Source organism: Cellulophaga sp. HaHaR_3_176 (assembly GCF_019021925.1).
Classification (GTDB): domain Bacteria; phylum Bacteroidota; class Bacteroidia; order Flavobacteriales; family Flavobacteriaceae; genus Cellulophaga.
The window spans coordinates 2048101-2074812 of record NZ_CP058990.1 but is presented as its reverse complement, the minus strand read 5'-3'; the positions used below and the strand labels follow the sequence as shown (position 1 = coordinate 2074812).

The window sequence follows — 26712 nt, the reverse complement described above, 5'->3', positions numbered from 1 at the left end:
AAAGCAATTAATTATACACGGTGTTCTATGCCGCTTTTATTTCTTTTTTAAATATAATGTATGAATACACTATTGGTATTATTGTAATTATTCCAGTAATTATTAAAAATACGGAAACATTCGGTTCTTTATCTAAAATCAAACTTGTAAGCACAATAATAATCCCACCTACAAACCATAATTTCCCGCCTAATTTATGAGTTTTTTTCCAAACTGATTCATTTTCCAGAGTCCAAGGCGTTCTAATTCCGATAAAATAATTTGCTTTTATTGTTTTAAAATAATTACCAAGTATAATGTATAAAACTCCAATTAATAATATAATATAATTCGGATTGACGAAAGATTGATTTTTAGCTGAATAAATTATAAATAAGGCTAGTATTGACATAAAAGTAGTTAATAAAACCTTTATGGTTTGAAGTTTATTTCCCATTTTATTCAGTTTATTTTTTGGGTCAATTTTCGGAACGACTAGAAAGATAATATAAACAAGTAGAGGTAATAAAATCGGGATTATTATTAATTCCATTTTTTCTCCATATCTATCTATTTCTCCTTTAATATTCCAATGCATAGGAACTTTTTCGGGCAATTGATTCCAGATGTATGTAAAATAGATAAAGGGTAATAATACGATTGTAATTAGTGGTAATTCTTTTTTTAGGTTCATAATTTATTTTTTTAATGTTATTATCCAGTTTATTAAATCTTCTAATATGCTAGTGTTTAATGAATATTCTACAAATTGTCCTTTTTTCTCGCTTGTTATTAAATCTGCTCTTTTTAAAATGTCAAGATGATGCGAAATACTTGGCTTGGATATATTGAATTGTTCTGCAATCTCTCCTGCATTCATATCTTTCTCTTTTAATAATTCGACAATTTGTCTACGAGTTTCATCATTAAGAGCTTTAAATAGTGAATTCATTTGTTTAGTTATTTAGGTAAATATCTAAATATTATTTCAAATGTCCAAATGTTTTTCGTTTTTCAAATGGAATAGAACGTCTAGGTATAAGAAACGTAGGGCAGGTGGTAAGCGATTCGTTTCGGTTTATTACTTAGCTAAATATAAATATTTTGCTTTTGAGTAGTTTGCATTTCTATATGCCTCGTCTTGTATGTTTGGTTTTTAGATATGATATTTATAATAGTGAATTAGCTTGAGAGAGAAGAGAATTTTTATTTTTTTTCTACATTTTTTTTGATTACTTTTTTTGATTCAGTAATTAGATTTAATCTTGTTCAAAAATAATATTTCGTTCCGTATTTTTCTTATACAAGGTCTTAGGTACAATGTCAATTTTCGTGGTAGAACAATAGTTTTTACTATTTGGGTTTAACATATATTCAAGTTGATGCTCGATCATTTTTTCAAAAGGAATAAGGAAATCTTTCGTTTCGCATTGTTCTAAGTCACCTTGCTTAAGTAAATTTAATACAGTATAGACTGACTCAATAGTACTAAGGCAAAGGGATTCAGGCTGCTGTTTTATAATAAATTTTGATTTTATTTTATTATCAAAACTGACTCTTTTTAGTTGTTGCAAGTTTTTACTTAGTTTAAGCATTTTACGTGCGCAAGGCCATGTGCCATCGATAAGGAAGATGGTTGGGCTATTACCCATAAAAGAATTTATTTCTGAACTCTTTCTTACTGATAGGTTGAAATTATCTTTTCCTGGATAAAGTAAGAAAGAAGAACTATTTTCTTTAGCCAGTATTTCATTTACGCGATTGTTATTGGTAAAATCGACACCAATTATAATTTCTGAATTTTCAAGTTGTAGATTAGTTATATGCCCCGTTCCGTTTTTTTCTTTCTTGTACTCCTTAGGGTGCATAAGAATAATAAAACGAGTTTTAGTTTGTAGAGTACTAATGTGCTTACAAATACATGTGCTTGTAGGCCTCATACATTTGTAACATTTCATTCTCGGGTTTTTTATTTTTACTTGCAATGTGAATATTTTTTTGTTTCTCTAATAGCTATAACATTATCTATAATGATTGTAGGATAAGTGGTTAGTACGTTACGTTTATTACTTAATTAAAGCTTTTTGTTTAGTTTTATTTTTTCTTTTTCAAAGCTATATCCAAAAGATTTAGCGGTGTTTGCAAATACGCACAAGCTTCCGATTTAGTATAAACTAGCTATGTTTTTTACCACAGTTCTTTGTTACCTGTAGGTTTTTTATTTTTAATTGTAATAGCACAGGAAATTATCCATATAATAAATACTATTTCTACCATTCGTTGATATAGTCCGATGTATACAGAATTCGAGTTATAGATCAATAAATAGACAAATAAAATGCTTATTGCTCCATATGCGATTGATTGTACAGAGAACTTATTGTTATTTGAAAACTTTCTTAACCCTACACCAATTAGAATCATACATATAGGAACGAATATATATGTTAATAAACCCATTAGATTATGAATTAATTGAGAAGTACTAGGGTCAACCAACTGTCTATTACATCCACTATCACAAGGGAAGATTCCAACAATTACTGTGGCTAATCCATAAAATATTCCGATACCATAAAATCCGATTTTGATTAGTTTGGAAGGTTGAAAATATGTTACCCCAATAAAGCAAAATAAGGTGAGAAGAATTCCACTTGGGATAAATCCAAAGGTTCTTAAAATCACTCCGTATTCAGTATCAATTGCATAGGTTTCACTTATATATTGACTCAATATGCTATAGTTTTCAATTAGAAAACCACCTACAATAGAAGAAACAATAAAGAAACTCACTCCTAATATTCCGATTAAAAAAGTAAATTTATTTTTATCCATTATTTTGATTAATTCTCATTTTATTTACTTGCAGGTAGCGTCTCGTATAAGAAACGTAGGGCAGGTGATAAGCAATACGTTTCGGACTGGTACTAAGTCAAATATAAATATTTTGCTTTTATCTTTTGTTCTATAAATGCCAAATTTTATATTTAGTGGACTTTGTAAATATTCACAGACCTTTCGGTTTAGCACAAACGTCCTATGTTTTTTATACCTTGTTAGCAAATGTTTTATTTTTTTTCGGGGGGAAAACTATTATGTGAGAATCATAATCATAGTAATCAATAAATTTAGTTTTCAAGAATAAAGGTTGATTACCTTCTGTGTCATATTTTTTAGCAGGTGCTCCAAGCCAATTACATTCTTTCAAATAATCAAACCTAGTGATCCAAGTATGCCATCCTTGATTACTAAAACCCCAACCAAACTCATTAAGTTTTAAAAGACTATTAATTTTATCTTTATCATCATCAACATCGAAAATTTTTTCGATAGGAATATTTGGCTGTTTCCAAACATGATATTTTTTATCTTTTTTGTAATTCCTAATACAAATATCATATTCGTCAGAATATTTTGAAATAAAAAGATATGCTTTCCAATTATAGTGCTTTGTTAATATATACCCCAAACTCCAACCTGCATATTCACGATCAGACCAAATATCGATATGATGTTTTTTAATTATTTCAAATTCTTTTCCAAATCCAGATTCTAAACCCTTTACAGCAAAAATAGTGCAATGCATACTATCTAACCTTGTGTTATCTTTTTCTATAGAATATCTATCGAAAATAGTTATCGAGTCAGATAATTCCATGCTTAGTCCTACATAATCGTACCACTTGGTTCCATAATATTTACTTGAATTTAGTCGATAGCTATTAAAATATTCGTTTTCGATTTCGGCTATTCGGTTTATTGCATTTGGAGAATTGAAATTAACGTATTCATTTGTCAGTTTACTTGGTTGCGTATATGTTTTAACGCTATCTATAATTTTATTTTTTTTAGTTATAATTTCTTTATTTTTTTGCCTGCATGAATAATATGTAGATATGACTATTAATAAAAAATAAATTACTCTTCTCATAATATTTGCTAACGACTAGGCTAAACGTAGTGCGGTAGTAAGGAAACTTTTCGTTTCCGTCTGCGCACGAAGCTAAAGCTTATTGCTTAGTTTTATTTTTTTTGTCCAAAGCAAAATCCCAAAGATTTTGCGACTTCATAAAAATACGCAAACCATTCGATTAAGCCTGAAGCCCGTATTGTTTATAGGTTTTGTTATCTGCTGGCTTTTATAAGTCAAACGGGTATTTTTTTTCAAAACCAACGCTTAATTCGGATAGCTTTGATTTATAAATATTTTTCAATTCTGGAGTTAAAGCACTATTTAAACTAATCTCTTCGTACTCTTTATTAAGAAATGCAAATTGTAACCATTGATGAAAAGTTAGTTCTAAATCAACCAAATTCTTATTTGATATTTCCCCATTATTATGGTCATAAAACAAAATATTATTTTTTTTATCTAAAATCCAAGAGTCGCCTTGTCCATTCGCACCAAAGAACCAATAGTTTTTGATTTTTTTTGCGTCAAAATTTTCATTCCAATAATCTAAATCCGAGAACTCTTTGGACACATTAACAGATTTAACCGAGTCAAATAGAACACATTCAGCAGATATTTCCGTCGTTTTTATCTGAGTGACAAGGTTCTTATAATCAAGAGGAAACTCAAAAGTGTTTTTTTTAGGAAAATTTACAATTGAGTTATTAGTATTTACTAATTCACTTATTATAGTTTCTATGTTTATTATATTCAACATTTTTCAGCTTGCAGATAACGGTTTGTGTATGAAACGTAGCGTATAAAATAACACTAACTTTTCGGATTAACACAGAGCCGAATTTTTATGTTTTGTTTTTACTTTTTCTATTTTAAAAGCCAAATTTAAAAATTTGGCGGTCTTCGTAAATAGGCGCAAACCTATCGTTTTAGCGCTTAATAGCTATGTTTTATACACTTTGTTAGCTACAGTTTTTTTACTTCATCAAGTAATAACCCGCAATTTTTTGTTCTCAAATTTATGTTTGCAAGACAGTTCACAATACATTTTATATAATCTTCGCTAATTCCGTCAATTTCTTCCAAAGACTCTAAAATGGAAGTTCCTGCTGGTGGTTGCCCTGTGATAAGTGTAAACCAAATTGCTCCTAACGAATAAATATCAGACCTTTTGTCAATCAACTTTGGATTTTCAATTAATTCGGGAGCATTGTAGTATCCACTAATAGTTGCTTCTCCAGTTTTTGTCAATCTAGAATGCAATTCATTTTCAATAAAAATTCCCAATCCAAAATCGATTATTCTAAATTGATTTGGAGCAGAAGCCATAATATTACTAGGCTTTAAATCACGGTGAATAATTCCGACTTCCTCGTGCGCATAATGCATTCCTTCAATTATGCTTTTCATCGCTATTAGAGCCTTTTCGGGTGTTAATCTGCCGTGTTTATTTAAAATCTCATTTAGGTTCGAGCCTTCAAAGTATTCCATTCGAATAAATGGTCTTTGACCAATTAAACCAGCATCATAAACCTTAATAATTGATGGATGATTTAATTTAAAAAGCATTCTTGCTTCTTGAAAAAACCTTTCAAGTTCTTTTTCGCCACCTTCGTGAAATGCCGGAGCAAATATTTTAACTGCAAAAGGAAGTTTTAATAGTTTATGTTCAAATAAATAAACTAATCCAAACCCACCTTGCCCGATAATTTTCTTTTCTTCATAGTTTTTCTTGAATTCAAGAGAACCTTCTCCCGTTTCATACTCAACCATTTCCAAAATTGGATTCAGAGCTTCCGCAATTATTACGCGTCTTTCCGCATATGAAGGAGCTGCGCCTTTGATATATCCCCAAAATTCATCTGCTGTCCTACATAGTTTTAGAAATCTTGGTATTATCTTTTCCACACCAGGAATTCCTAAAACCATTTTCCTTAAACGACTATATTCTTTTTGTTCAAAATCGCCACCCGTAGCTCGTGAAATTAAACCCATTTTGAATTGCTCAATCTGTAAGACAATATCGTCTTCTTCTGCAATGTTATTTAGGTCTTGGATTTTCATTTTTCTAAATTGTAGCTAACGTACGGATAACCGTACAATTACGGTTATTTGTGTTTTATCAGTATATAGTTAATTGGTTATAAACATAAGAAAAAATACTATATTTATTTAAAACCAGACATTATGTTTGTTTTTTTTGGAAATATGTAATTTACATAGTTACCATTTTTATATAATGTTATTTCTAATAATTAACCTTTCTTGCCCTATAACGTCATGTTCCATTGCCACTAGTTAATGTGCTTTTATCTAAAACATTTCCGCTTTTGTAGTAAAGTTTCCAATTTCCGTTTTATAAAATTATTACTGAGTAGTACAAGATGATAAAATAAAAAAGGTGATAATCACAAATGTTATTTTCTTCAATTTAGATTGTTCAATTTATCATAAATTGAATATTTATAAAAAAATACTAAAAGAACATATCGATTTGATGTTTACTTATTTAGTTTTCTTTTACAAATTGTAAAAACACTTTTTTATGCAATTCAAGGTTTAAGTTAGGAGAAAGCGATGCACGAATTATATAATCTTTATCACCCTCTTTAGTAGTACCTTGTGTTGATGTTGCAGGTATTGTCCAATAACAACCTTTCAATTGGCCATAACTAACACAGTACTTACTTTCGTCAGGTATTTCTGTTATCATTAAATTAATTAAGGTATGATTTGCAGCTCTTTTATAAGCTTCTTTTTCTTGAATAGTATCTCCTTTTGCAGGCAAGTCTAACGAAAATACAGAAGGTGTAAAACCTTGCTCAGCTAATTCTTCTGAAACAAAATTAATTTTTGCAGCAGGTAAAACCTCGTGAATAAAATTTACAAACTCACGTGTATTTTTATAAGCATCTTCAATTCTTTGAATCATTGATGGTAATTGCTTTGCTAATATTTTTAATTGTAATGCCGTAGCTTCATTATCGCAAAGTATAAGGTGCTTTTCTATTTTTTGTAGTAATGATTCTGTTTTGTTATTCCCTACGCAATAACCAGCAGTACATTGGCCACCACTAGGAAATTTAGAGCCGCTGACATACGAAATAGTTCTGACAGAAGATAGTATTTCACCTTCACCTAAGAATAAAACATTAGGGCAAAAAGTTTGATCTAATATAAAAACGGGGTCAATTGCTGGTTGGCCACTAGCCGTGTTTCTAAGCTTACTTAAAACGGCTTTTAATTGCTCTAGGTCAGGAACTTCAACTCTAGGGTTTGTTGGTATTTCAGCAATAATATAAGGTACGGCATCTTGTTTGGCAATTTCATTTAAAATAGTATCAATACTCTGTACCATATCATTATGACCATCAACAAGTAAATCTACAATCTCAACATTCTCGTTACAAGCAGCAACACGTCTTGCTTGGTCATTAGTGCCACCATAACAATTTGGAGGAACAATAAATTTAATCGGTTTTCCCTTATGGTTTTCGATAGCATCATGTACAAGACCCATCATAATTGCATACTGAACAGATAAGCCGCTAGAACCAATTAAAGGCTTAATAGTAGTGCCTGTAATAGCTGAAATAGCATTGGCTACACTTTTTTTATCATCATTAATAGTAGTGTTTTCAGTGGTAGTATTGTTTACTAATGCTTTTAATGCAGTAAGGGAGTTAGATGGTGTCATTGCAATCGTTTCTCTTCTTCTTACATGTTGTATGTCTGGTATATAAGAGTCGTTTTGCGTACCGTTTACAACTATAACACTACCTAATTGATCATGTATATTTACGTAAAAATCTAAAGAAGAATCGATATTAACTGTACCAATTTCGGCCTGTTCAGATATAAAAATAGTACTGCCGTTAAATTTAGAAATTTCAGAGGCATTTTTAACCTGCTTTAATTCAAATTTATACCCGTAAATATTTTTTAGTAGATCAGGATCAAATGAGTTAGGCAAAGTACCTGTATAAACAATTTGAGTGTTTTTATGCACTAGTAAATTAGTTCTTAAAATAGCTAAAATAGGAATCGTTTTTGAAGAAAAACTAATTACATTTTCTGATGGTATAGCATTTAAGTTTGCAATAGCCCATTCTAAAATACATGATAATGGATGGCCCAGTCTAATATAATCATAAGAGGTAGGCAGTTTGCTTAATGCTAATACACTAGAGTTATTTTTATTAAACAGATCTTCAAACTGATTTAAAAAATCAATTTTCGCCAATTTTTCATTATAAATATCAAGTCGATGTGTGGTTAAATTTAGCCAGTCAGTTGGCATAGTTTTTAGCACATCAGTTATATAATTTAAAATTTTAGTATTCTCCATAACTTAAGCCTTTATATAGTGTGTAATATACATTAATAACATTTTTATAAAAAATGTAATATGCTGTTTATGAATTTTTTAATAGTTTATGTTTTGTCTGTTTTTATTAAGTAATTATAGTGACAAAGTTAGTTTTTATAAAAGAAAAAGCCCTGTAGTTTTATACAGGGCTTTTCTTGTAAATTTACGCTCTAATGAGGTTATTTATTTGCTTAGACCAAGCATCAACAAGTTGTATTTCTCCATTTAGTTGCATACCGCCTTCGCGATACAATTCAAATTTTGTTTCAACTTTGTCTTTATTTATTGGCATATAAGCAAGTTCAACTCTGTCTGTCACAGTTACATTTTTATCTTTCATTTTAATGTTTCTGGTGCTTTTTACAGCTTGACAATTTTGAACTTCTGATAGATTAACAAATTGTGAAATCGTTTCTTCTTTTTTTTGTTTTAAGAAATACACAAAGTTTGTTTTTTCATCTAACCCAATAATAAAATCGCCACAAACCTCGTGTTTACTTATTTTAGAGTTGTGCTGTTGTGCAATTTTATTTAATGATCGTAACATGTTATTTTTTGTTTTCACTCCTTTGAAATATATATACGAGAATGGTGCAATACATATTACAAAAAAGATAGAGCCAATGATGGCGCTTCCTAAATCCATAATAAAGTTTTTTAGATAATTATATATTGACTTTGTTGTTTTACAAAGCCTTAAAAAAATAAATTCAAACAGCTACTAAAAAGCAGTGTTTGATAACTAAAAAAATGGATTACCAAAAATAATGAGAAGGGAAGATGATATCGGATTTCCGATAATTAACCAGTATGTTTTTTGAGTAGGAAGTGTATTTATGTAATTGATTTACAATAAGTCGCTCGCTAGGTGTGTTGGCTGCTAAAAAACCTGCAAACGGATTTTTAAAGCCTAAACTAGGTAGCTCTTCATAACTACTAACTAAACTTTCAGATTCAGATGTGTGAAAGAATAATTTAGCAGAAACATCTAATGCTACCTTTTCTTGTGAAGGTATTGTATCGTTACTAATATTAGAATAATTAACCGATTGATTAGCAGCAGCACCAATTGCAAAGCAATAGATGGCTGTTAAAAATATTAGGCTTATTATTTTAATATGATTTTTCACGCTCCAAATGTAGTTAAGTTTTATTATTCGCAAACAATAAAGTAGTAGTTATTTTATTTCAAAAATAACTATTTTGCTATTGGGCATCCCCAACCATCATAAACACCATTATCTTCTTTAGATAACGTAATTAACTCCCAAACAGAATCATTAATAGTATTGCTATAGGCATCACTTACTTTTGAAATATTCAATTGATATAAATATTGCCCTTCTTCTAAGTTGTTTTTTGAAATAACTTTATATCCTATTTTTTCAATTTTCGGAATGTAATTATTTCTATCATCTTCTGTTTTAAAATACAACCAATGGTCAATTTCTCTTTCAGATTCAGAATTGTCACCTTCTTTATCTAAATTCATGAGTACTCGTTGGTTTAATATAGTTTGATATTCATATTCTCCAGGATATAAAAAATTAAAATAATCATTCCATTCATTGTCTGTTTTAGAATCCGTTGCGTAATTGTAATCGGAGTAATTTTTCATAACAGAATTAATAATTTTTTCAAAACCTTCAATATTTTTAGAATAAAAATAAAGGTCAAATGTTCCATTAGTTTTTAATGCCCCGACTAAAATTACTCTTACTTTTTCTAAAGCATTAGAAATATCATCTTCAATATCGCAAATGGTCGGAAATTCTTCTCTTGTAGTAAATCCATTCTCATCAGGCTTTAAAAGCTTAATTGAAAACCAAATTCTGTACTTGTATTTTTCTATTGGAGCAATTTCATTTAATGCTAAATTTAACCGAATACTACCAGGTTTGTCTTCAACTCTGCAGAAGTAAGAAGCCCAGTCGTTTTTAATGTCTATAGTTTTTTCTGACTTTTTATTAAATATATTTTTGAACATAATATCGGTTTTAATAAGTATAAGTGTATAGTTAATAAGTTATAAACTTAAGAAAAAATACTACAATATATTTTATATAACGAAACCTACATAGTAATAATGCCTAAATTATTAGAAAAGAATACATTAAAAAAAAGCTCAAAAGAATCAGTTTTATTGAATCTATGAGCTTTTTTGTTTAACTCAGGTTTATATTAACAGTTGTATTTTATATTTCTAAAATACGGGTTACACGTTCAAGAAGTTCAGAGGCTATTTTTTGATCTAAATTATAATCGCTTAAATTTAATGTAGGGTTAGGAAAACTTACGCTTACAACTCCATCTTCTTTTTCGGCTATAACCAGTTTAATCGGAATTTCATTTATTGCTAAAATATCTTGAGCGGTTATTTTTTCAATATATTTTGGATGAAAAAATAATATTTGCTTTAGAGATCTAATTTTAATTTCAAAAGTACTGACAATTTTTTGAGTGTCTATTTCATGAAGAACTAAGAAACCATTTGAAACAATATTATCTCGGATGGTATTGTATAATTCATCAAAAGGTATTTTAAATTCTTTTTCAATAATTGCAGATTTCATACTTTTATTAAGTGATTTAAACGAGGTTATCTATATTATTTGTTATTCGATTTGAAATTAAATCAAGCTCTTCTTGTAAGTCGCCAGTATCAAATAAAACATACGTATCATATTTCAACCTAATTTCAGTTTCATCGGTTTTAAAGAAAAACGATAGTTCTTTTGGAAACTTTTCACCAGCGCTTGTAAACTCTGTACCTGGTTTTCTTAATATTACCAATTTATCATCTTCAGTATGTATATAGTAACCATATCGAATAAAAAAAGTAATACATTTTTCTTTATTTAAAGTTTTTTTGAACGTGGTCGTTTTTGCTTTCATATATAATAGTATAGATTGTGTTTTTATCTTACGTTGGCTATAAACCGTTGTTGACACCTAATTTAGCAAATAAATTACACATATAATATTCTTTAAAATAGACGTAAAAAGTCCAGAACCAAGTAATTAATTTATCATCTATTTTTACGTTCTGGAATGTAACAAAATAAAATTCAAGGAATTTTAAATAAAATGGTTACACAAACGGTAAGAGATTTAGAGAAAGATGGGCTTATTTCTAGAAAAATTTATCCTGTAGTTCCGCCTAAAGTAGAATACCGATTAACGAATAGAGGGAAATCATTAGAAGATATTTTAAGAAGTTTAAATAAATGGGGTTTAGAAGATGGTCAGAATTAATTAAACCTGCACAATTTTATTTTTTTGACAATGTATATGTATTTGTAAATTTGAGTCGTTAAATTAACGAAGAATTTGTTTGTTTTACCTCAGTTCTTTGTTAGTAGTATTTTTTATTCTTTCCATAGGTTTTCAATAATTTCATTAACAGAGTATTCAAAATAATTTCCTTTTTTATCTTTATTTCTTATGAAAAATTTAAAATCATATTCATCAAAATTTACTTTAATTAGCTCTTTATAATAATCAGATTTATTCGCCCAAAGCAACATTGAAATTTCATCATTATCGTATTCTGTTGGTTTTTCAAAAGTTTTAATTCGTGTTAAAATTTCTTTTAATTCACTCTTTTTGAAATCTGAAACTTTAGTAGGGTTTGGAAGCGATATTCTAAATGCTAGATTTTCAATTCCATCTGCTTCCCAATATTCCCATAAATTAAAATTTGACATATCTTTACTTGTCAAAATTTTTAATTCTTCTTCCACTTCTTTATGTTTCAAAATGGCATTATCAGGATTGTTATCCCAAAAATCTGTAAAATTGAGTATTTTCTTTTTTACAATAGGATATAATTCAGAAACAATTTTTATGTTAGGTTCAAGTTCTTTTCTTAATTTCATTCGTGTTTGGGTATATTGCTGCTAACGTTACATATAAGAAACGTAGGGTAGGTGATAAGCACTATTATTTTGGTTTATTACTTAGCTAAATATAAATATTTTGCTTTTATTTTGTCTTCAATTTTTTTTAATATTCTCGTTTCAAATTCATTTTTAGCATCCGAGTTTTTCCACCACCAAAAATATTTATTTGCTGATATCCAGTTACCAAGGTCTCTCTTACTTTTGTATCCAACAAAGGCAAATGTCGTTACTGTTTTACTTTTTGGTCTTGTCCAAGTATGGATTATTTGTTTTTTGTCTTGATATTGAAAATAAAAAGAGTGCCAATGTTTGTCTTTATAATCTCCAAAATATGATTTCGCATCAAGCTCCTTATTCTCTGTTTTCACTTCATTTATTATTTCGACAAGAGTTTTTTCAGGAATATCAAATTCATAAGTTTCAGCTCTTGAATAACTTCCAGGTGAAAAAGACCAAGCTAAGTAATAAAAGAAAAATCCAATTAGAATAATTCCAGTTATAATTAATAAAGTCTTTTGTTTCAATATTTATATTTTTAGCAATGAAACCTAGCGTTTTGTATAAAATGCGTTTTAATGCATTTTATACCTTTTTAGGAATAGTTAAAGTTTAATTTGATCGATATAAAAGTAAGAATATAGAATTTAAATTCGTCGCGGCAAATTGTCCTTGCGTTTCCGACCAAAATCTAATTCCAAGTGTAATTTCACCATCTGGAAGTTGATTAATGATATTTTCAGAATATAAAAATTGAGCATCTTCGGGTAGATTATTGGAACTCAAAAGGCTATTAGCAATGGGTTCTTCGTTCGTCCTATCGTATAATTCCACAAATGAAGTATTACTAATGTCCCCTACATATGGATCTGCAGCAAAAACAATTGAGTCGACTTCTACGAAAAAATTCTTGTCAAAATTAATAAGACTTCCTCCAATAATTGGAGTTGTACTTGTTGTATTGCCTCCAAAATCAAATCTAAACCTTACCTGCTCATCTGAAACTCCATTGGAACCATTACAAATGAATGATGTATTTTGAATTTCATTAGATTCAAGCGTCCCATTAACATTTTCATCAATTCCTGAATCTAACCTAATTCCACCAGTATCACAGTTCAAACCTTGTGGTTCGTTGGAAGTATTAATTATGCTGATTAGACCATCCATACCATTTTCTCCCTCAGTACCTTGCTTGCCTTCACAAGACATAAGTAGTATTGTAATTAGTGGTATTGTGAATTTAATAACTTGTTTGTAATTCATGTAGTTTTTTTTCATAATTAAAGCTAACGGCTCAGTGTATGAAATGTAGCGTGTAAAAAGACACTATATTTTGGGTTTAGCACAGAGCCAATTTTTTATATTTTGATTTAACTTTTCAGTTTAAGAGCCAAATTAAAAACTTGGCGGTCTCAGTAAATAAAACACAAAACTTTGAATTAAACACTTAATTAGCTATGTTTTATACACCGTGTTGTGCTTAGTACTACTCCGTAATATTAATGAACTTCAATGGGTTTTCTAAAATAAATTTCTCGCTATTTCCAATAAAAATATCTAAATAGGCTGTATGTGCAGCACCTGTCAAAATAAATACTCTATCATTTTTTGATAGTTTCAAATCATTTAAATTAGAGTACATTCTCAGATTTCTTTCATAAAAAGCAGAAATTACTTTTGCTCCTTCATAATTTTTTTCAGAATGTTGAGTTGCTAAAAAATTATAAAAATCAAATGTTTTCATTTTTGATTCTTTAGTATTCATCTCTGCAAATTGTTCTTCTAATTTAAGACTATTCAGATTTTTGTAATAGTCCATCATTTCTGAAACAAATAAACTGTCGGATTTGGTTTTATTTGCTAATTCTATTAAACTTGGATAATCAAAACCAATTTGGCTATCTATACCATAAATTCTTTCTGTGTCGCTTAATCTACCAATTTCTAAACCTATTGAGTTTAATTCATCAGAATAATTAAGTCTTTCGTTTTGGTCATTTTTATATTTGGCAAAAGTTTTTTTAATATATTCATTATTCTTTGGTTCTAATTCTAAAAGGATAACTGTTGGTTTAAATTCGGCAATTTTCCGTACCATTTTTTTTAAATCAGCCTTTTCTTTTGGGTCTTCTAAATTTATCATTGAAGAATTAGCGTCTGTCGTCTGACTTAAATGGGCTGTTCCAAAATTTAGTACTCTAATTTTGTCAGAATTATTTTCTTCAACTATTGAGGTGTCTTCATTAGTTTTTTCCGTTTCATTTGGTTTTTCATTACAAGCAAAAATTAGACTTATAAGAATTCCAAAAGTTATTTTTTTCATTTTTTCATTGTTTTTTTTTGTATTAAGCACAACGTACGGATAACCGTATAATTACGGTTATTTCTGTTTTGTCGGTATATAGTTAATAGGTTATAAACATTAATATGTATCATACTCTATTTTAACCTTTAGTAACCTTGCTTTGTAAATGAATAGTTTGAATAGCTTTTGGTGCAATTTGCATTGTGTAAGTATTCGCCTCCAATAAGATTGATAATTCATAAACTTCATCATTATTATTATTGTAGGCTACAACAGCAATTGAGCCATCAGTGTTTTTTGCAGCGGTATAAATAAGTCCTTTCACCTCTTCACCTTTCAAACCAATTCTGCGAGCATCAGGGCGAATGAATTTACTAAAGTGGCTTATTAAATAATAAAGTGGGGTGTAAATTACTTCATCTGTAACTGGGTTTATAAGCACAGGTGCACTATTAAAATTGTCGTACGGATTTGGTTGCCCTTTGCTGCTAAGAATGCTACACCACTCGACGTAACCTTGAGTTCCGTGATTTAAGTCTGTAATTATATCATAAGCATAAGTTTCGAAAGGCACAAAAGTACCTGCATAGTCGGTACTCTTTCTCCAATATTGACCAATAGGGTCGTTGGCATCAATATCTATGCTCGATTCGGAATGAATGATTCCCTTGTCTGGCCAAGCTGCATGCAACTTGTCTAATTCATTTGCATAAAAGTTATTTTCTTTTAACTCTGAATTTGCATACCAATGAAAAGCAGTTCCCCAGGCATATTTAGAAGCTTCAGGGTCTTGGTAAGTAGGTGTAACATAGTCGATCATAGTCGACTTATTGTGATCATAAAGCAGTACATGTAAGCCTGAATCTAAATCATCAAGAATAAGGTGACCATCTTTTACAAGTTGAGGCCCAAGATGATCTCTCAGAAAGTCTCGACCTTGTTCAGGAGTAAACCCATTACTATCCCATGCAGCATCATGATAATGTAGTGGCTCGTTTTGTGGTGTAATTCCCCAAATGTCAATTCCATTTTCGGCGTAAGCGCTTACATACTTTGATAAATATGTAGCCCAAAGGCCATAATATTGAGGTAGCAAGGTTCCGTTAGTCATCTTAGCAGTTTCTCCTGTTTTCATCCAAGATGGAGGGCTCCAGGCCGAAGCGATAATCTTGAAATCTGCCCCAGGAATGCTAGAAGCTTCTAAAATCATAGGAATAAGGTCATAACTAGGTTCTATCAGTTCAATACCGCGTACCTGATCATTTTCTTCACCAGTAAATCCTTTCATATCTTCATATATACTGAACGTTGAAAGATCTTCATCATCATCTTCAATGTAGGTGTAGTGGCTATTTGAATAATCGCTGCTGTTGATGTGAGTTCGTGTGAGGGTGAATCCAGCGCCTTCTGTCGGACTGAAAAGTTTGGTCAACACTTTTTTACGTGATTCAACCGGAATAGTAGCTAAGTTCCAGGCAGAAGATTCGGTAAATGAAGCCCCGAAACCGTAATACTTTTGAAATTCTTCATTAGGAAGAAGTTCTAAACTAACCTTCTTTACTTCTGTAGAAGTTGTTTTAGCTTCATCGCTTGCTATTAATTTTAGGTTATCGCCAGCCTGTGATGTTTGATAAACTTCGATTATATAATCTTGATTAACGCTTTTAGGGGAGCAGCTAACAAACACAACGGATACAACCAAGAGTGCTAAACTTTTAACAGTTAGCATGTCAAAATTCTTAAAATCATATTGATTATTAATTTTTCCATTATTGGCATTCCAGCTCTCTATATTATCAGATAATTTCATTTTTTTTCTAATTAATGCTACGTTAAATATAAATATTTTGCTTTTATTTTTTTATTGAAAATGTCTAATTTTATATTTTACAGATTCAATAAAAAACTCCTTCTTTTATAAGAAGGAGTTTTTAGTATTTATAAGTCTATTTGTACGTTTTCTTTCGCTAAACCTTCAAGAAATTCGTCTACTTTAAAATTAGAAGAGTCAAAACGAGAGGTTCTAGACGAGGCTTCGCTTTTACGCTGAATGCTCCGAGCAAATCTTCGAACGCCTTGTACATCGGTAACCAGTAAACCTGGTACAGGCATGCTTTTACCATCTATATCTTTTGAAACCATTGTAAAATAAGAAGAGTTACAATGCTTTTTTTTACCTGTAGTTATATTTTCTGATTCTACGCGTACACCAACTACCATCGATGTTCTTCCGGTATAATTTATACTTGCTTTTAAGGTAACTAACTCACCAACCTCAATCGGGTTTAAAAAATCTACCTTATTTACTGATGCTGTAACGCAGTAACTTCTTGAATGTTTAGAGGCACAGGCAAAAGCAATCTGATCCATTAAATTTAAAATGTAACCACCGTGTACTTTTCCGCCAAAATTAGAATGTGCAGGTAGCATCAGCTCTGTAATTGATACTTTAGATTCTCTTGATGTTTTAAATTTTTCCATAATTAGTTTCTGTATCCGGGTGATTTTTCTTTTTCAACACTTGTAACAAAATATTTAGTGTCACCTAACCATAAAAATGTTCTATAGCGCTCAATATATGACATCTTAACATATTGCCCTTGGTATTCTTGTAGTAGTTTAATTACCTCTTCATCTTTATCAAGTACCGAAAAAGAAAATATTTGTGCGCCAGATATACCTTGGCTAATTTCGCCTTCCCATGTTTTTATAGCTACGCCCTTATAACTAATTTTTATAAGTTCGCCCGAGCGAATACCTTCGCTATAGGGTACAAAGTATACAAAAGCATAATAGGCTGCAAAAACAGCTATTAAACCTACTACAATTAATGCAATTATTTTTTTCATTTTATATTCTATTTATAAATTTAATTTAGGTTCTTCAAAATCATCATCGGTTGCTTCGTGTGCTCTTTTTAATAGCGATTCTGGAATAGTTTTTTTAGCCTTTGCTCCCATTTTTTTTAGCTTTTCAATGCTGGTAATAATGTTTCCTCTACCGTCGACTAATTTACTCATTGCGCCACGATATTCGGTTTTAGCTTCGTCAATTTTTTTACCAACTTTTGTTAAGTCCGTAACAAAACCTTCAAATTTATCATAAAGAGCACCAGCTTGGCGCGCAATTTCTATAGCATTACGTTGTTGTTTCTCATTATTCCACATACTATCAATAGTACGTAGTGTAGCCAGTAGGGTAGATGGGGTTACTATAATTATATTCTGCTCAAAAGCCTTATTATAAAGTGTATTATCATTATTGATTGCAACGGCAAAAGCGGGCTCTATAGGTACAAAAAGCAATACAAAATCAGGACTTTCCATTTCATACAAATCTTCATATTTTTTAGCAGAAAGCTGATCTACATGTCGGCGAAGCGAGTTTATATGGTCTTTTAGGTGTTTTTCTTTTATATCTTCTTCTGCATTTACATAACGTTCATAATCAGTTAATGAAACTTTAGAGTCGACAATCATTTTTTTGCCATCAGGCAGGTTAATAATTACATCAGGCAATACTCGAGAGCCATCTTCTCTGGTAAAACTTTGCTGTACGGTGTATTCTCTATCTTTTTCTAAGCCCGATTTTTCGAGTACACGCTCCAAAACCAACTCGCCCCAATTGCCTTGCATTTTACTATCGCCTTTTAAAGCTTTAGTAAGGTTTTCTGCCTCTTGAGTAATTTTTAAATTCTGTAATTGTAAGGTGGCTAATTGCTCTTTTAAGGCAGAATGCATACCAATACTTTCTTTTTGACTTTCATCAACCTTTTTCTCAAAAAGCAGTATTTTTTCTTGTAAAGGATTTAATATGTTTTTGATATTCTCTTTGTTTTGCTCTGTAAATTTTGAGCTTTTTTCATCTAGAATTTTATTGGCTAAGTTTTCAAATTCTTTCGTAAATTTTTCTTGTAGCTTTTCTACTTCTTCTTTCTGTTCTGTATTTTTAAGTTGAAGGTTTTCTACATTTGCTTGGTAACGAATAAGCTGATTGCTTAACTGTTCTTTTTCAGATCGTAATTCGTTTTTATCTAATTCTGATAAAGCTCGAATATCAGTAATAGTTTCTTCTGCGGTATCTATTTTTTTTTCTAATGATGTTATAGTGTTGCGCAACTGGTTTTCACGCTCTAATAAAGCACTTTGCGACGATGTGGTTTTTAATTTTTGAATGTAATTTCCTAAAAAGAATCCTACGGCAAGGCATACAATTCCGATAAGTAGGTAGATAATGTATGGGTTCATAATTAGTGGTGTGATTATAAAAAGTAAAGATACTGGTTTGTTAACAACATTTAAACGCAACTGATAAAATGAATTAACATCTCTTTTTACTGAATCTTAAAGCTACCCGTATTAGCATCAAACTGAATTATGTTTGAAGGGAATAAGTTATCAAAACGTTTTTCTGTTATTAATGTACAAGGCGTACCAAAATGGCTGTCATTTTTATCTAAAAGTACCATAGTATCACACAATTGTATGGCAACTTCAATTTCGTGGGTTGTAAATAAAATGGTTTTATTGGTTTTATGAGCAATAGTTTTTAAAAGCTTTAGTATCTGTACTTTGTGGTACAGATCTAAATGCGAAGTAGGCTCATCTAACAGAATTAATTTTGTGTCTTGAGCCAAAGCTCTAGCAATCATTACACGTTGCAATTGCCCATCACTAAGCTCATAACAACGTTTGTGTTGTAAATCTTCAATTTCAACAAGTTGTATAGCTTCTTTTGTTTTTGTTTTATCAAGCTCAGTTAAGGTGCCTAACCAATTGGTATACGGTTGCCTACCTAAGGCAATAAGCTCAATAACCGTTAAATTTTTTGATGCAATAGCCTCAGTAAGTACTAAACTTATTTTAGAAGCTAATTGTAGTGTTGTGTATGACGAAATATCTTTTTGATCAATAGCAATAGTTCCATCAATTTTTGATTGTACATTACCAATAGTACGTAAAAGGGTCGATTTTCCAATACCATTTATACCAACAATAGCCGTAAGTTCTCCTTCCGATAATGCAAACGAAATACCCTTAGCAATTATAATTTCTTGTTTTTTGCTTTTGTAGCCAATACTTAATTGGTGAACATTTAAGGCGATATGTTTTTCTTTTATGCTGATAGTTTCGGTTTTTAAAATACCATTTTTCTTTTTCTAATCAATAGCCACACGACAACAGGAGCACCTATAATACTTGTAATCGCATTAATTGGTAAAACATTTGATGAGCCAGGTAACTGTGCTATCGTATCACAAATTAACATTAAAATAGCACCATAAAGTAAAACAGCAGGTACTAATATTTTATGATCGGTAGTATTAAAAATTTGACGGGTTAAATGAGGTACCGCTAAACCAATAAATGCAATAGGCCCAGCAAAAGCGGTAATACCACCAGCTAATAAACCTGTAGCAATAATAATAAGCAAGCGTGATTTTTTTAGTTGAATGCCCAAGCTACGGGCATAGTTTTCGCCTAACAAGAAGGCATTTAAAGGTTTTATTGATAAAATACTGAGTACAATTCCGATAGCAATAATAGCAGCTAACAAACTTAATTGTGGCCATGATAAATCGCCTAAACTACCAAAAGACCAGTAAATATATTGTTGTAGTTTTTCGGCAGTAGTAAAATAAGATAATACGCTAACAATGGCACCAGTTATACTACCAAACATAAGTCCTATAATTAATAACGACATGGTATCTTTTACTTTTATAGCTACAGAAAGTACTGCTAGTAATACTAAAAAACTACCCAAGCTAGAGGCTATAGCAAGTGTGGTATCATTAAAAAAATTAATTGAAAATAGGGTAGAGAAGAAACTAGCACCCATAATTAAAAGTGCCGCTCCCAAACTAGCACCTGAGCTTATACCTAATACAAATGGCCCTGCTAATGGGTTGCGAAATAGCGTTTGCATTAATAAACCACTTAATGCCAAGCCACCACCCACAAGTATTGCAGTAAAAGCTTTTGGCATTCTATAATTCCAAATAATATACTCCCAAGACTCATTAGTAGTAGTCCCAAAAATAATTTGCAGTGTATTCTTTAACGGTATGCTAACAGAACCTAAGCTAATATTTACAATACATAATATGCATAAGAGCATTATAAGCACTATAAAGTAAAAGCGATATGTTTTGTTGTGCAACACTTATTTTAAAGGTTTAAAAAAGAAAGGTTGGTAAGCTGGTAACAATTCAGGGTGAAAAATATGAATTAAATCTTTTAAAACTAAATCAGGTCTGTTAGGTGCTAGCTCATAATATAATAAGCCACCAGTTTCGCCTACAGTGCCTGCAAAAGAATATATATTTTTGTTTTTAAAGGCTTTAAATTGTTGGTAATGCAATGAGTTTTCTTTCATATTTTCATACGATGTAAATTGAGAAGGGGAAATCCAAAATTCAGCAGCACCACCTTTTTCTAAAACACTCTCCCAACTTAACGAAAGACTACCAGTTTCATTAGAATCGGTATAAACATAAGTAGCATTTGCATCATTTATAAATTTAGAGGCCCAGCTTTTTCCGCCTGGTAAATACCAAACATCGTTATAAATAGCACCACTAATTACGGTTGGTCGAGTAGTAGCTTTTTTAGCAACTTCTTTAGCAGCGTTATAATTTACTTCTATTTCAGAAAAAACAGCATCAGCTTCTTTTTCTTTGCCATAAAAAGCAGCAAAAAATTTAATCCATTCTGCTTTTCCTAACGGAGATTCTTCTGTCCAATCTCCGTTGTAAACTACAGGGATATTAGAACGTTGAATAGTTTCGTAGGTTTTATTTTTGCTATCAATACTAAAACCGACAACTAAATCTGGTCTTAGCTCTAATACCATTTCAGTATTTATTTTTTCGTTCTTTCCTATTTCTTTAATTTTTTCAGTATCAATAAGTTTTCTTGTTTTTTCTGAAGAAACATATTTAGTGCCTGGAAAACCAACTAAAGTTTCTTCAATATTTAAAGTTTCTAAAACAGGAATATGTGTTGTAGATGTTACGATGATTTTTTCTACAGGAGTACTTATGATAGCATCATAATCATCTTTATTTAAGGTGAGATATGGTGCTTTTTCAATAGGAATTAAAGCATATTTAAAAGCAGTTTCTGAATTCGGCCATGGCGATGTAATGGTAATAATTGTGACTCCTGAAGCTTGCTTGTTTATAGAAAAACCTTTGGCATATTTTATAGTAGAAGATATGTTTTCCGTTTTAGGAAAAGGAGTGTTTTCTTGCTCTTGTTTTTGAGCTTCTTTACAGGAAAGAAAAAGAAATAAGGATGCTATAAAAATGTAGTATTTCATTTTAATAAACTGAGTTTAAATTTTCTGCAAGGTAGCAAAAGTAGCTATCGATTCGCAAATATGCTTTTATTTGATTTTCTAAAAAGGGTAGTTGTATAGCTTTTGTTTTGATTAAAAGCAATATATTCGCGCCGAATTTTGGTTTTACATTATTTTTAAAATGATGTAAATTAAAAGGGAATTCGGTTTAAATCCGAAACTGTTCCCGCAACTGTAAGCTTAGCCTTTTGCATAATTATGCATTTTAAAAGGTGGCTATCATTTCTTCAAAATACCACTGAGTTTTTACTTGGGAAGGTTAATGATAGTACGTAAGTCAGGAGACCTGCCAAATTCAGAACAATAATGTTAAACTTTCGGGATAAAGGTTTTTTGTAAATTATGATATTAAAAAAAGCATACTTCGTTTTTCTTTTTACTTTGGTTACGTCAACAGTTCTTTTTGCTCAAAAAGTAAAAGATAGTATTGTTGTACTTGATGAAGTAGTACTTACTGATGCCAAATTGATTCGTTTTTCAAACGGAGTTAAAATTCGAGTTTTATCAGATAGCATTTTAAAAAGCAGTAATTCTTCGTTAACAGACCTGCTACGATTTAATAGCACTATATATTTTAAAGAAAATGGCTACGGAATGGTATCATCGCCTTCTTTTAGAGGGACATCTGCACAACAAACGGCCGTGGTATGGAACGGCATCAATATTAATTCTCAATTAAACGGTCAAACTGATTTTAATACAATTATACCTGAAAATTATAATAATGTAGTAGTAAGAAGTGGAGGAGGAAGTGTACAATACGGTAGTGGAGCAATAGGAGGTAGTATTCATTTAAATGATGAATTAAGCTTTAAAAAAGATGCTTCTCAAAGTGTTTTGTTATCATACGGGAGTTTTAATTCTAAAAAGGCAAGCTTTAATACAACTGCTGGAGATGAAAAATGGACTTATAATTTTGGAATAAATTATATGGACTCTGATAATGATTATAAATATTTAGAAACAGATAAGGTAAATGAAAATGGAGAGTTCAATTCTGTAAATATTAATGCTTCTTTTGGATATTTTATTTCCAATCATCATTTATTAAAATTTTATCATAATACATTTATTGGAGATAGAAATTTTTCGTCAACATTAACGGCTCCTTCAAATAGTAATTACGAAGATGTTACTACAAGATCGCTTATAGAATGGAATCACTTTAATACAAAGAGTGCAGGTAAGCTTAAATTGGCGTACTTATCAGAAGAATATAAATACTTTGCTAATAAAGATACGGATCGTTTTACTTTTGGGAATTCTAAAAACATACTTGCAAATTACGATTACAAACTTTACCTAAATAAGGTGACTTTAAACGGTATTGCTGAATATAGTAATATAAGAGGAGAAGGAACTTCAATAGAAAATGTTGAACGAAATTTTTTCTCAACAACGGTATTAATGTCTCATAATGTAAATGATAAATTGAATTATGGAATAAGCATTAGACAAGAATTTGTTAATGATTATGATAGCCCATTTATTGTTTCTGTTGATGGGAAGTATCAATTTTCTTCAATGTATAGCGCAACTATAAATGCTTCTAAAAATTATAGAGTACCAACCTTTAATGATTTGTATTGGACAGGAGCTGGTGCTAGCGGAAATAAAGATTTAGTGCCAGAATCTTCTCTTCAATTAGATTTAGGAAATGTTTTTACATATAAGAATGTAGAAATTAAATTGAATGGATACTACCTAAATGTAGATAACTTGATTCAATGGAGGCCAAATGGTATCGTTTGGACGCCTGTAAATGTTGCAAAGACAGAAAATTATGGAGCTGAGCTTGAAGTTGCTTTTAATAAATCTTTCGGGAAACATGATTTTAATTTTAATGGTGGCTTTGCTTATACTATAGCAGAAAACAAAGAGACAGGCAAGCAACTTTTATACGTACCTAAAGAGAAAGTTACAACAGGAGTATCTTATAGTTATAACAATTGGGGAGCATTTTATCAAATGTTATATAATGGTAAAGCCTATTCTACAACTGATAATACTGATTTTGTAAAAGGGTACTCTGTTTCAAATCTAGGTTTAAAACGGTCTTTAGACCTAAATAAAAAAGTTAATCTAGATGTTTTAATAAAAGTAAATAACCTGTTTAATAAAAATTACCAAAATGTGGCATATAGACCTATGCCTAATAGAAATTTTCAACTACAAATAATAACTAAATTTTAAATAATGAGAATAAAACACGTATTAACAATTATTGCTTTAGGGGTTTTAGGAGCTTCATGTTCTGATGATAATGATGATTTTAAATTACCAGAAGGTGATTATGCAAATGGAATTTTAGTATCAAACGAAGGTCCGTTTAGTAATGGAACAGGAACAGTATCATTTATACATAACGATTCGACAGATGTAAAAGCATCTATTTATAATGCAGTAAACAATGAAGATTTAGGTAATATAGTTCAATCTATCAGTTTTACTAATGAAAAAGCCTATATTATAGCAAACGTTTCTAATAAAATTACTGTAGTAGATAGGTATACTTTTGTTAAAGAAGCAGCAATTGAAACAGGTTTAAATAACCCTAGATATATGGTTGTAGCAAACGGAAAAGGGTATGTTACAAATTGGGGTGATACAGCTGACGAAACTGACGATTACATAGCAATTGTAAATTTAGATACAAATTCAATTGAAGGAACTATTGCTGTAGTATTAGGACCAGAAAATATAGTAGCTAGTGGTGATAAAGTGTTTGTAGCGCACCAAGGAGCTTATGGTTTTAACAATAAAATTTCAGTTATTGATACAAAAACTCAAGAAGTAGAAACTACAATAACAGTAGGGGATTTACCAAGCGGTATGAAATTTGATGGTTCAGGTAACCTATGGGTATTATCTTCAGGGAAGCCAGATTATAGTAATGATGAAACAGCAGGTTCAATAGCTAAGATTGATGTAAATTCAAATGAGGTGATTTCTTCAATTGAATTTGGAGCTACAGAACATCCTGGCAGGTTAAACTTTGATTCAAATAAATTATATTACACTTTAGCTGGTGGTTTATATGAATTACAAACTTCAGCAGAAAGTTTACCAACAACACCAATTATGACTGATGCATATTTTTATGGAATGGTTATTAAAGATGGTAAATTATATGGTACAGATGCTAAAGATTTTTCTAGTAATGGTGATCTAAATATATATGATTTAGATTCAAAAGCACTTTTAAATACGTTTACTGTTGGTATTATACCAGGAGGAATATATTTTAACTAATAGAATATTTTGATAAAATAAAAAAGGGTCGGCAATTTGCCGACCCTTTTTTATTTATATTTTTTAGTAGTTAAAAGTTGATGTTTATTTCATCGTCAAGTAAATACATATCATAAGAAAACTTAGGTAGTTTAATTTTAGTATCTGTAGCTTTCATGTTGCTATCAGCGTTTAAGCTGAATTTAGAAGTAGAGGTACCTAACATATCATTAAGTGCCGTTCTTAATAAAGCTTCTTCAGGATCGCCAAAAGCTTTTATATCTGCGGTGAATTGAGCCTCTTCAACTAAAATATCAGGTTGAAAACCAGCGGTGTAATCACTTTCGTTTCTACTATTATATACTTGAAAAACGATAGGTTGCATACCTATAGTATGGTTAGGGTTTCTGTTTTCTAAATCAGTAAAATCGCCAGCCGAATCAACAACAGTAATTGAACCTTCATTTTTTCCAACTGTTTTTTCTCCTATAATTTTTACTGGAATATATGGGCGTAGACCATTTATAATCATTTCACTTGCAGATGCAGTTCCTTCCCCTGTTAAAACATATAATCTATTAATGTTTTGTAATCTACTCATGCTTTCTGTACCAATAAAATCACTTGTAGTCTTATCATATAAATAATTGTCATTTAAAAAAGGGTATGTGAAACCTTCATTTTCATCGCGTTTACTATTGTATTGTAATCTTGCAAATGCTGTTCCTTCTGCAACATCACCATCAATCATACTAGCTAGTAGCCCAGAGCTTAGTACAGAACCACCACCATTATATCTTAAATCAAGCACCATTTCATTTACACCTTGAGCTTTAAAAAAGTCAAAAACATCATTTAATTCGCCATTAAAAGTAGCATTAAAGCTGTTGTAAACTAAATAGCCAATTTTTTTACCACCTTCTTCGATAACCTCGTAATGATGTATAGGGTTAGAGGTAATTATTTCAGCACTCATTTGTATTTCGCCATCAATAGGTACAACTACTCCGTCTACAATATTACATAAACCAACAGATAAGTTTTCTTCACTAAATACTTTGTTGATAATAGCTGCATTATCTACATCCATTCTAACGCCATCAACTCTGTGTATTATATCTCCTCTTTTTAAACCAGCAGCAGCAGCAGGAGAATTAGGTTCAACATAAGCTATGAAAATAACAACATCATCATCAGTAGCGTTAGCTCTTATTAATGCTCTAGGAAACCCTATACCATATGATTTACTAATACCTCTAAAACTATCTAATTGCTCATCAACATTAGGTATATACCAAGAAAAATCATCGACAACACCTGGTTGGTATACCAAATCGTTAAATAAAGCTTCAGAAGAACTATAGCCGTTTAAATAACTATGAAAATCATCAGCGGTAGCAAACCTATCATCTGCTAAATCATTTTTATCTGCTTGCCAGAAATACCAATAATTCATACCCTGCCAAATAAACTCATTAACTTCGTTATTTAGTTCTACATTTACAATCTCTTCAATAACCTCGTCATCTTTATCACTACAAGCAGTAGTTAATAAGCTTAAGCCAATAAGTAATAACAAATACTTTTTCATATAATTTTTTTAAATTAAACATATAATATTCTAAATTGATTTTTGCACTTAAAAATCAATATG

The 26712-nt window shown here is 30.5% G+C and carries 27 protein-coding genes, 2 pseudogenes and 1 riboswitch; of the genes and pseudogenes, 3 read left to right on the top strand and 26 right to left on the bottom strand.

From position 1 onward, the window contains the following. Positions 1–25 precede the first annotated feature (25 nt). From H0I23_RS09205 to H0I23_RS09145, 13 genes are all read right to left on the bottom strand, one after another. Positions 26–673, bottom strand: coding sequence for an SdpI family protein (locus H0I23_RS09205; RefSeq protein WP_216782934.1), 648 nt, complete (start codon positions 671–673; stop codon positions 26–28). Positions 674–676: 3 nt separating this feature from the next. After that, complete coding sequence (locus H0I23_RS09200) at positions 677–931, bottom strand: autorepressor SdpR family transcription factor (protein WP_216782933.1); 255 nt, start codon at positions 929–931, stop codon at positions 677–679. 307 nt (positions 932–1238) lie between these two features. Further along, complete coding sequence (locus H0I23_RS09195; protein ID WP_216782932.1) at positions 1239–1937, bottom strand: tRNA-uridine aminocarboxypropyltransferase; 699 nt, start codon at positions 1935–1937, stop codon at positions 1239–1241. Between the two features lie 229 nt (positions 1938–2166). Continuing rightward, on the bottom strand, positions 2167–2772 hold the full coding sequence (locus H0I23_RS09190; protein WP_216782931.1) for a DUF998 domain-containing protein: 606 nt from the start codon (positions 2770–2772) through the stop codon (positions 2167–2169). Between the two features lie 253 nt (positions 2773–3025). Continuing rightward, on the bottom strand, positions 3026–3910 hold the full coding sequence (locus tag H0I23_RS09185; RefSeq protein WP_216782930.1) for a hypothetical protein: 885 nt from the start codon (positions 3908–3910) through the stop codon (positions 3026–3028). A gap of 208 nt (positions 3911–4118) precedes the next feature. Continuing rightward, positions 4119–4649 (bottom strand): hypothetical protein, encoded by a 531-nt coding sequence (locus H0I23_RS09180; protein ID WP_216782929.1) that lies wholly within the window; start codon positions 4647–4649, stop codon positions 4119–4121. 206 nt (positions 4650–4855) lie between these two features. Further along, positions 4856–5953 carry a serine/threonine-protein kinase gene (locus H0I23_RS09175; protein ID WP_216782928.1) on the bottom strand — a complete coding sequence of 366 codons (1098 nt, stop codon included), beginning with the start codon at positions 5951–5953 and terminating at the stop codon, positions 4856–4858. A gap of 445 nt (positions 5954–6398) precedes the next feature. After that, positions 6399–8237, bottom strand: coding sequence for a PLP-dependent transferase (locus H0I23_RS09170; RefSeq protein WP_216782927.1), 1839 nt, complete (start codon positions 8235–8237; stop codon positions 6399–6401). Between the two features lie 184 nt (positions 8238–8421). Further along, positions 8422–8904, bottom strand: a complete 483-nt coding sequence (locus H0I23_RS09165) for a hypothetical protein (RefSeq protein ID WP_216782926.1) — start codon at positions 8902–8904, stop codon at positions 8422–8424. A 109-nt stretch (positions 8905–9013) separates the two neighbouring features. Then, the gene (locus H0I23_RS09160; RefSeq protein ID WP_216782925.1) at positions 9014–9388 is read right to left on the bottom strand and encodes a hypothetical protein; all 375 of its coding nucleotides are present in this window, start codon (positions 9386–9388) and stop codon (positions 9014–9016) included. 68 nt (positions 9389–9456) lie between these two features. Then, the gene (locus H0I23_RS09155; protein ID WP_216782924.1) at positions 9457–10245 is read right to left on the bottom strand and encodes a DUF695 domain-containing protein; all 789 of its coding nucleotides are present in this window, start codon (positions 10243–10245) and stop codon (positions 9457–9459) included. A gap of 208 nt (positions 10246–10453) precedes the next feature. After that, a complete protein-coding gene (locus tag H0I23_RS09150) occupies positions 10454–10831 on the bottom strand; it encodes a DUF302 domain-containing protein (protein WP_216782923.1) in 378 nt (125 codons plus the stop codon). A 16-nt stretch (positions 10832–10847) separates the two neighbouring features. Next, the gene (locus tag H0I23_RS09145) at positions 10848–11153 is read right to left on the bottom strand and encodes a hypothetical protein (RefSeq protein WP_216782922.1); all 306 of its coding nucleotides are present in this window, start codon (positions 11151–11153) and stop codon (positions 10848–10850) included. A 129-nt stretch (positions 11154–11282) separates the two neighbouring features. On the opposite strand from H0I23_RS09145, the pseudogene H0I23_RS09140 reads away from it, so the two are divergent. Continuing rightward, a pseudogene (locus H0I23_RS09140) lies at positions 11283–11513 on the top strand (winged helix-turn-helix transcriptional regulator). Positions 11514–11626: 113 nt separating this feature from the next. On the opposite strand, the gene H0I23_RS09135 reads toward H0I23_RS09140, so the two are convergent. The 12 genes and pseudogenes from H0I23_RS09135 to H0I23_RS09085 form a co-directional block, all read right to left on the bottom strand. Then, complete coding sequence (locus tag H0I23_RS09135) at positions 11627–12136, bottom strand: hypothetical protein (protein ID WP_216782921.1); 510 nt, start codon at positions 12134–12136, stop codon at positions 11627–11629. Positions 12137–12213: 77 nt separating this feature from the next. Continuing rightward, entirely contained in the window at positions 12214–12684 is a 471-nt protein-coding gene (locus tag H0I23_RS09130) for a hypothetical protein (RefSeq protein WP_216782920.1), read from the bottom strand. Positions 12685–12769: 85 nt separating this feature from the next. Beyond that, the gene (locus H0I23_RS09125; protein ID WP_216782919.1) at positions 12770–13369 is read right to left on the bottom strand and encodes a hypothetical protein; all 600 of its coding nucleotides are present in this window, start codon (positions 13367–13369) and stop codon (positions 12770–12772) included. 277 nt (positions 13370–13646) lie between these two features. Further along, positions 13647–14483 carry a DUF5694 domain-containing protein gene (locus H0I23_RS09120; protein ID WP_216782918.1) on the bottom strand — a complete coding sequence of 279 codons (837 nt, stop codon included), beginning with the start codon at positions 14481–14483 and terminating at the stop codon, positions 13647–13649. A 121-nt stretch (positions 14484–14604) separates the two neighbouring features. Beyond that, complete coding sequence (locus H0I23_RS09115; RefSeq protein WP_216782917.1) at positions 14605–16275, bottom strand: glycoside hydrolase family 30 beta sandwich domain-containing protein; 1671 nt, start codon at positions 16273–16275, stop codon at positions 14605–14607. Between the two features lie 128 nt (positions 16276–16403). Then, complete coding sequence (locus H0I23_RS09110; protein WP_216782916.1) at positions 16404–16946, bottom strand: acyl-CoA thioesterase; 543 nt, start codon at positions 16944–16946, stop codon at positions 16404–16406. Between the two features lie 2 nt (positions 16947–16948). Further along, positions 16949–17314 (bottom strand): 6-phosphogluconate dehydrogenase, encoded by a 366-nt coding sequence (locus tag H0I23_RS09105; protein WP_216782915.1) that lies wholly within the window; start codon positions 17312–17314, stop codon positions 16949–16951. A 12-nt stretch (positions 17315–17326) separates the two neighbouring features. After that, complete coding sequence (rmuC, locus tag H0I23_RS09100) at positions 17327–18712, bottom strand: DNA recombination protein RmuC (protein ID WP_216782914.1); 1386 nt, start codon at positions 18710–18712, stop codon at positions 17327–17329. Positions 18713–18798: 86 nt separating this feature from the next. Beyond that, positions 18799–19116, bottom strand: a complete 318-nt coding sequence (locus H0I23_RS16865; protein WP_371736624.1) for a hypothetical protein — start codon at positions 19114–19116, stop codon at positions 18799–18801. After that, positions 19117–19443: pseudogene (locus H0I23_RS16860) on the bottom strand (ATP-binding cassette domain-containing protein); the annotation flags it as partial. 158 nt (positions 19444–19601) lie between these two features. Next, positions 19602–20585, bottom strand: coding sequence for an iron ABC transporter permease (locus H0I23_RS09090; RefSeq protein WP_216782913.1), 984 nt, complete (start codon positions 20583–20585; stop codon positions 19602–19604). Between the two features lie 45 nt (positions 20586–20630). After that, positions 20631–21788 (bottom strand): ABC transporter substrate-binding protein, encoded by a 1158-nt coding sequence (locus tag H0I23_RS09085; RefSeq protein WP_216782912.1) that lies wholly within the window; start codon positions 21786–21788, stop codon positions 20631–20633. A 122-nt stretch (positions 21789–21910) separates the two neighbouring features. Continuing rightward, a riboswitch (cobalamin riboswitch) is annotated at positions 21911–22136 on the top strand. A gap of 33 nt (positions 22137–22169) precedes the next feature. On the opposite strand from H0I23_RS09085, the gene H0I23_RS09080 reads away from it, so the two are divergent. Further along, positions 22170–24020 carry a TonB-dependent siderophore receptor gene (locus H0I23_RS09080; protein WP_216782911.1) on the top strand — a complete coding sequence of 617 codons (1851 nt, stop codon included), beginning with the start codon at positions 22170–22172 and terminating at the stop codon, positions 24018–24020. Between the two features lie 3 nt (positions 24021–24023). After that, positions 24024–25079, top strand: coding sequence for a YncE family protein (locus H0I23_RS09075; protein ID WP_216782910.1), 1056 nt, complete (start codon positions 24024–24026; stop codon positions 25077–25079). Positions 25080–25149: 70 nt separating this feature from the next. On the opposite strand, the gene H0I23_RS09070 is transcribed toward H0I23_RS09075, so the two are convergent. Further along, on the bottom strand, positions 25150–26649 hold the full coding sequence (locus tag H0I23_RS09070) for a S41 family peptidase (protein WP_216782909.1): 1500 nt from the start codon (positions 26647–26649) through the stop codon (positions 25150–25152). Positions 26650–26712: the final 63 nt, after the last annotated feature.

What these genes read in the sequence shown, in the direction of transcription:
- H0I23_RS09175 (WP_216782928.1), bottom strand. Translation starts at nt 5,953, where the DNA reads ATGAAAATCCAAGACCTAAATAACATTGCAGAAGAAGACGATATTGTC.
- H0I23_RS09075 (WP_216782910.1), top strand. Translation starts at nt 24,024, where the DNA reads ATGAGAATAAAACACGTATTAACAATTATTGCTTTAGGGGTTTTAGGA.
- H0I23_RS09195 (WP_216782932.1), bottom strand. Translation starts at nt 1,937, where the DNA reads ATGAAATGTTACAAATGTATGAGGCCTACAAGCACATGTATTTGTAAG.
- H0I23_RS09105 (WP_216782915.1), bottom strand. Translation starts at nt 17,314, where the DNA reads ATGAAAAAAATAATTGCATTAATTGTAGTAGGTTTAATAGCTGTTTTT.
- H0I23_RS09155 (WP_216782924.1), bottom strand. Translation starts at nt 10,245, where the DNA reads ATGTTCAAAAATATATTTAATAAAAAGTCAGAAAAAACTATAGACATT.
- H0I23_RS09070 (WP_216782909.1), bottom strand. Translation starts at nt 26,649, where the DNA reads ATGAAAAAGTATTTGTTATTACTTATTGGCTTAAGCTTATTAACTACT.
- H0I23_RS16865 (WP_371736624.1), bottom strand. Translation starts at nt 19,116, where the DNA reads ATGATTGCTAGAGCTTTGGCTCAAGACACAAAATTAATTCTGTTAGAT.
- H0I23_RS09180 (WP_216782929.1), bottom strand. Translation starts at nt 4,649, where the DNA reads ATGTTGAATATAATAAACATAGAAACTATAATAAGTGAATTAGTAAAT.
- H0I23_RS09145 (WP_216782922.1), bottom strand. Translation starts at nt 11,153, where the DNA reads ATGAAAGCAAAAACGACCACGTTCAAAAAAACTTTAAATAAAGAAAAA.
- H0I23_RS09080 (WP_216782911.1), top strand. Translation starts at nt 22,170, where the DNA reads ATGATATTAAAAAAAGCATACTTCGTTTTTCTTTTTACTTTGGTTACG.
- H0I23_RS09115 (WP_216782917.1), bottom strand. Translation starts at nt 16,275, where the DNA reads ATGAAATTATCTGATAATATAGAGAGCTGGAATGCCAATAATGGAAAA.
- H0I23_RS09120 (WP_216782918.1), bottom strand. Translation starts at nt 14,483, where the DNA reads ATGAAAAAAATAACTTTTGGAATTCTTATAAGTCTAATTTTTGCTTGT.
- H0I23_RS09090 (WP_216782913.1), bottom strand. Translation starts at nt 20,585, where the DNA reads ATGCTCTTATGCATATTATGTATTGTAAATATTAGCTTAGGTTCTGTT.
- H0I23_RS09085 (WP_216782912.1), bottom strand. Translation starts at nt 21,788, where the DNA reads ATGAAATACTACATTTTTATAGCATCCTTATTTCTTTTTCTTTCCTGT.
- H0I23_RS09185 (WP_216782930.1), bottom strand. Translation starts at nt 3,910, where the DNA reads ATGAGAAGAGTAATTTATTTTTTATTAATAGTCATATCTACATATTAT.
- H0I23_RS09125 (WP_216782919.1), bottom strand. Translation starts at nt 13,369, where the DNA reads ATGTCTTGTGAAGGCAAGCAAGGTACTGAGGGAGAAAATGGTATGGAT.
- H0I23_RS09205 (WP_216782934.1), bottom strand. Translation starts at nt 673, where the DNA reads ATGAACCTAAAAAAAGAATTACCACTAATTACAATCGTATTATTACCC.
- rmuC (WP_216782914.1), bottom strand. Translation starts at nt 18,712, where the DNA reads ATGAACCCATACATTATCTACCTACTTATCGGAATTGTATGCCTTGCC.
- H0I23_RS09135 (WP_216782921.1), bottom strand. Translation starts at nt 12,136, where the DNA reads ATGAAATTAAGAAAAGAACTTGAACCTAACATAAAAATTGTTTCTGAA.
- H0I23_RS09110 (WP_216782916.1), bottom strand. Translation starts at nt 16,946, where the DNA reads ATGGAAAAATTTAAAACATCAAGAGAATCTAAAGTATCAATTACAGAG.
- H0I23_RS09170 (WP_216782927.1), bottom strand. Translation starts at nt 8,237, where the DNA reads ATGGAGAATACTAAAATTTTAAATTATATAACTGATGTGCTAAAAACT.
- H0I23_RS09150 (WP_216782923.1), bottom strand. Translation starts at nt 10,831, where the DNA reads ATGAAATCTGCAATTATTGAAAAAGAATTTAAAATACCTTTTGATGAA.
- H0I23_RS09165 (WP_216782926.1), bottom strand. Translation starts at nt 8,904, where the DNA reads ATGGATTTAGGAAGCGCCATCATTGGCTCTATCTTTTTTGTAATATGT.
- H0I23_RS09200 (WP_216782933.1), bottom strand. Translation starts at nt 931, where the DNA reads ATGAATTCACTATTTAAAGCTCTTAATGATGAAACTCGTAGACAAATT.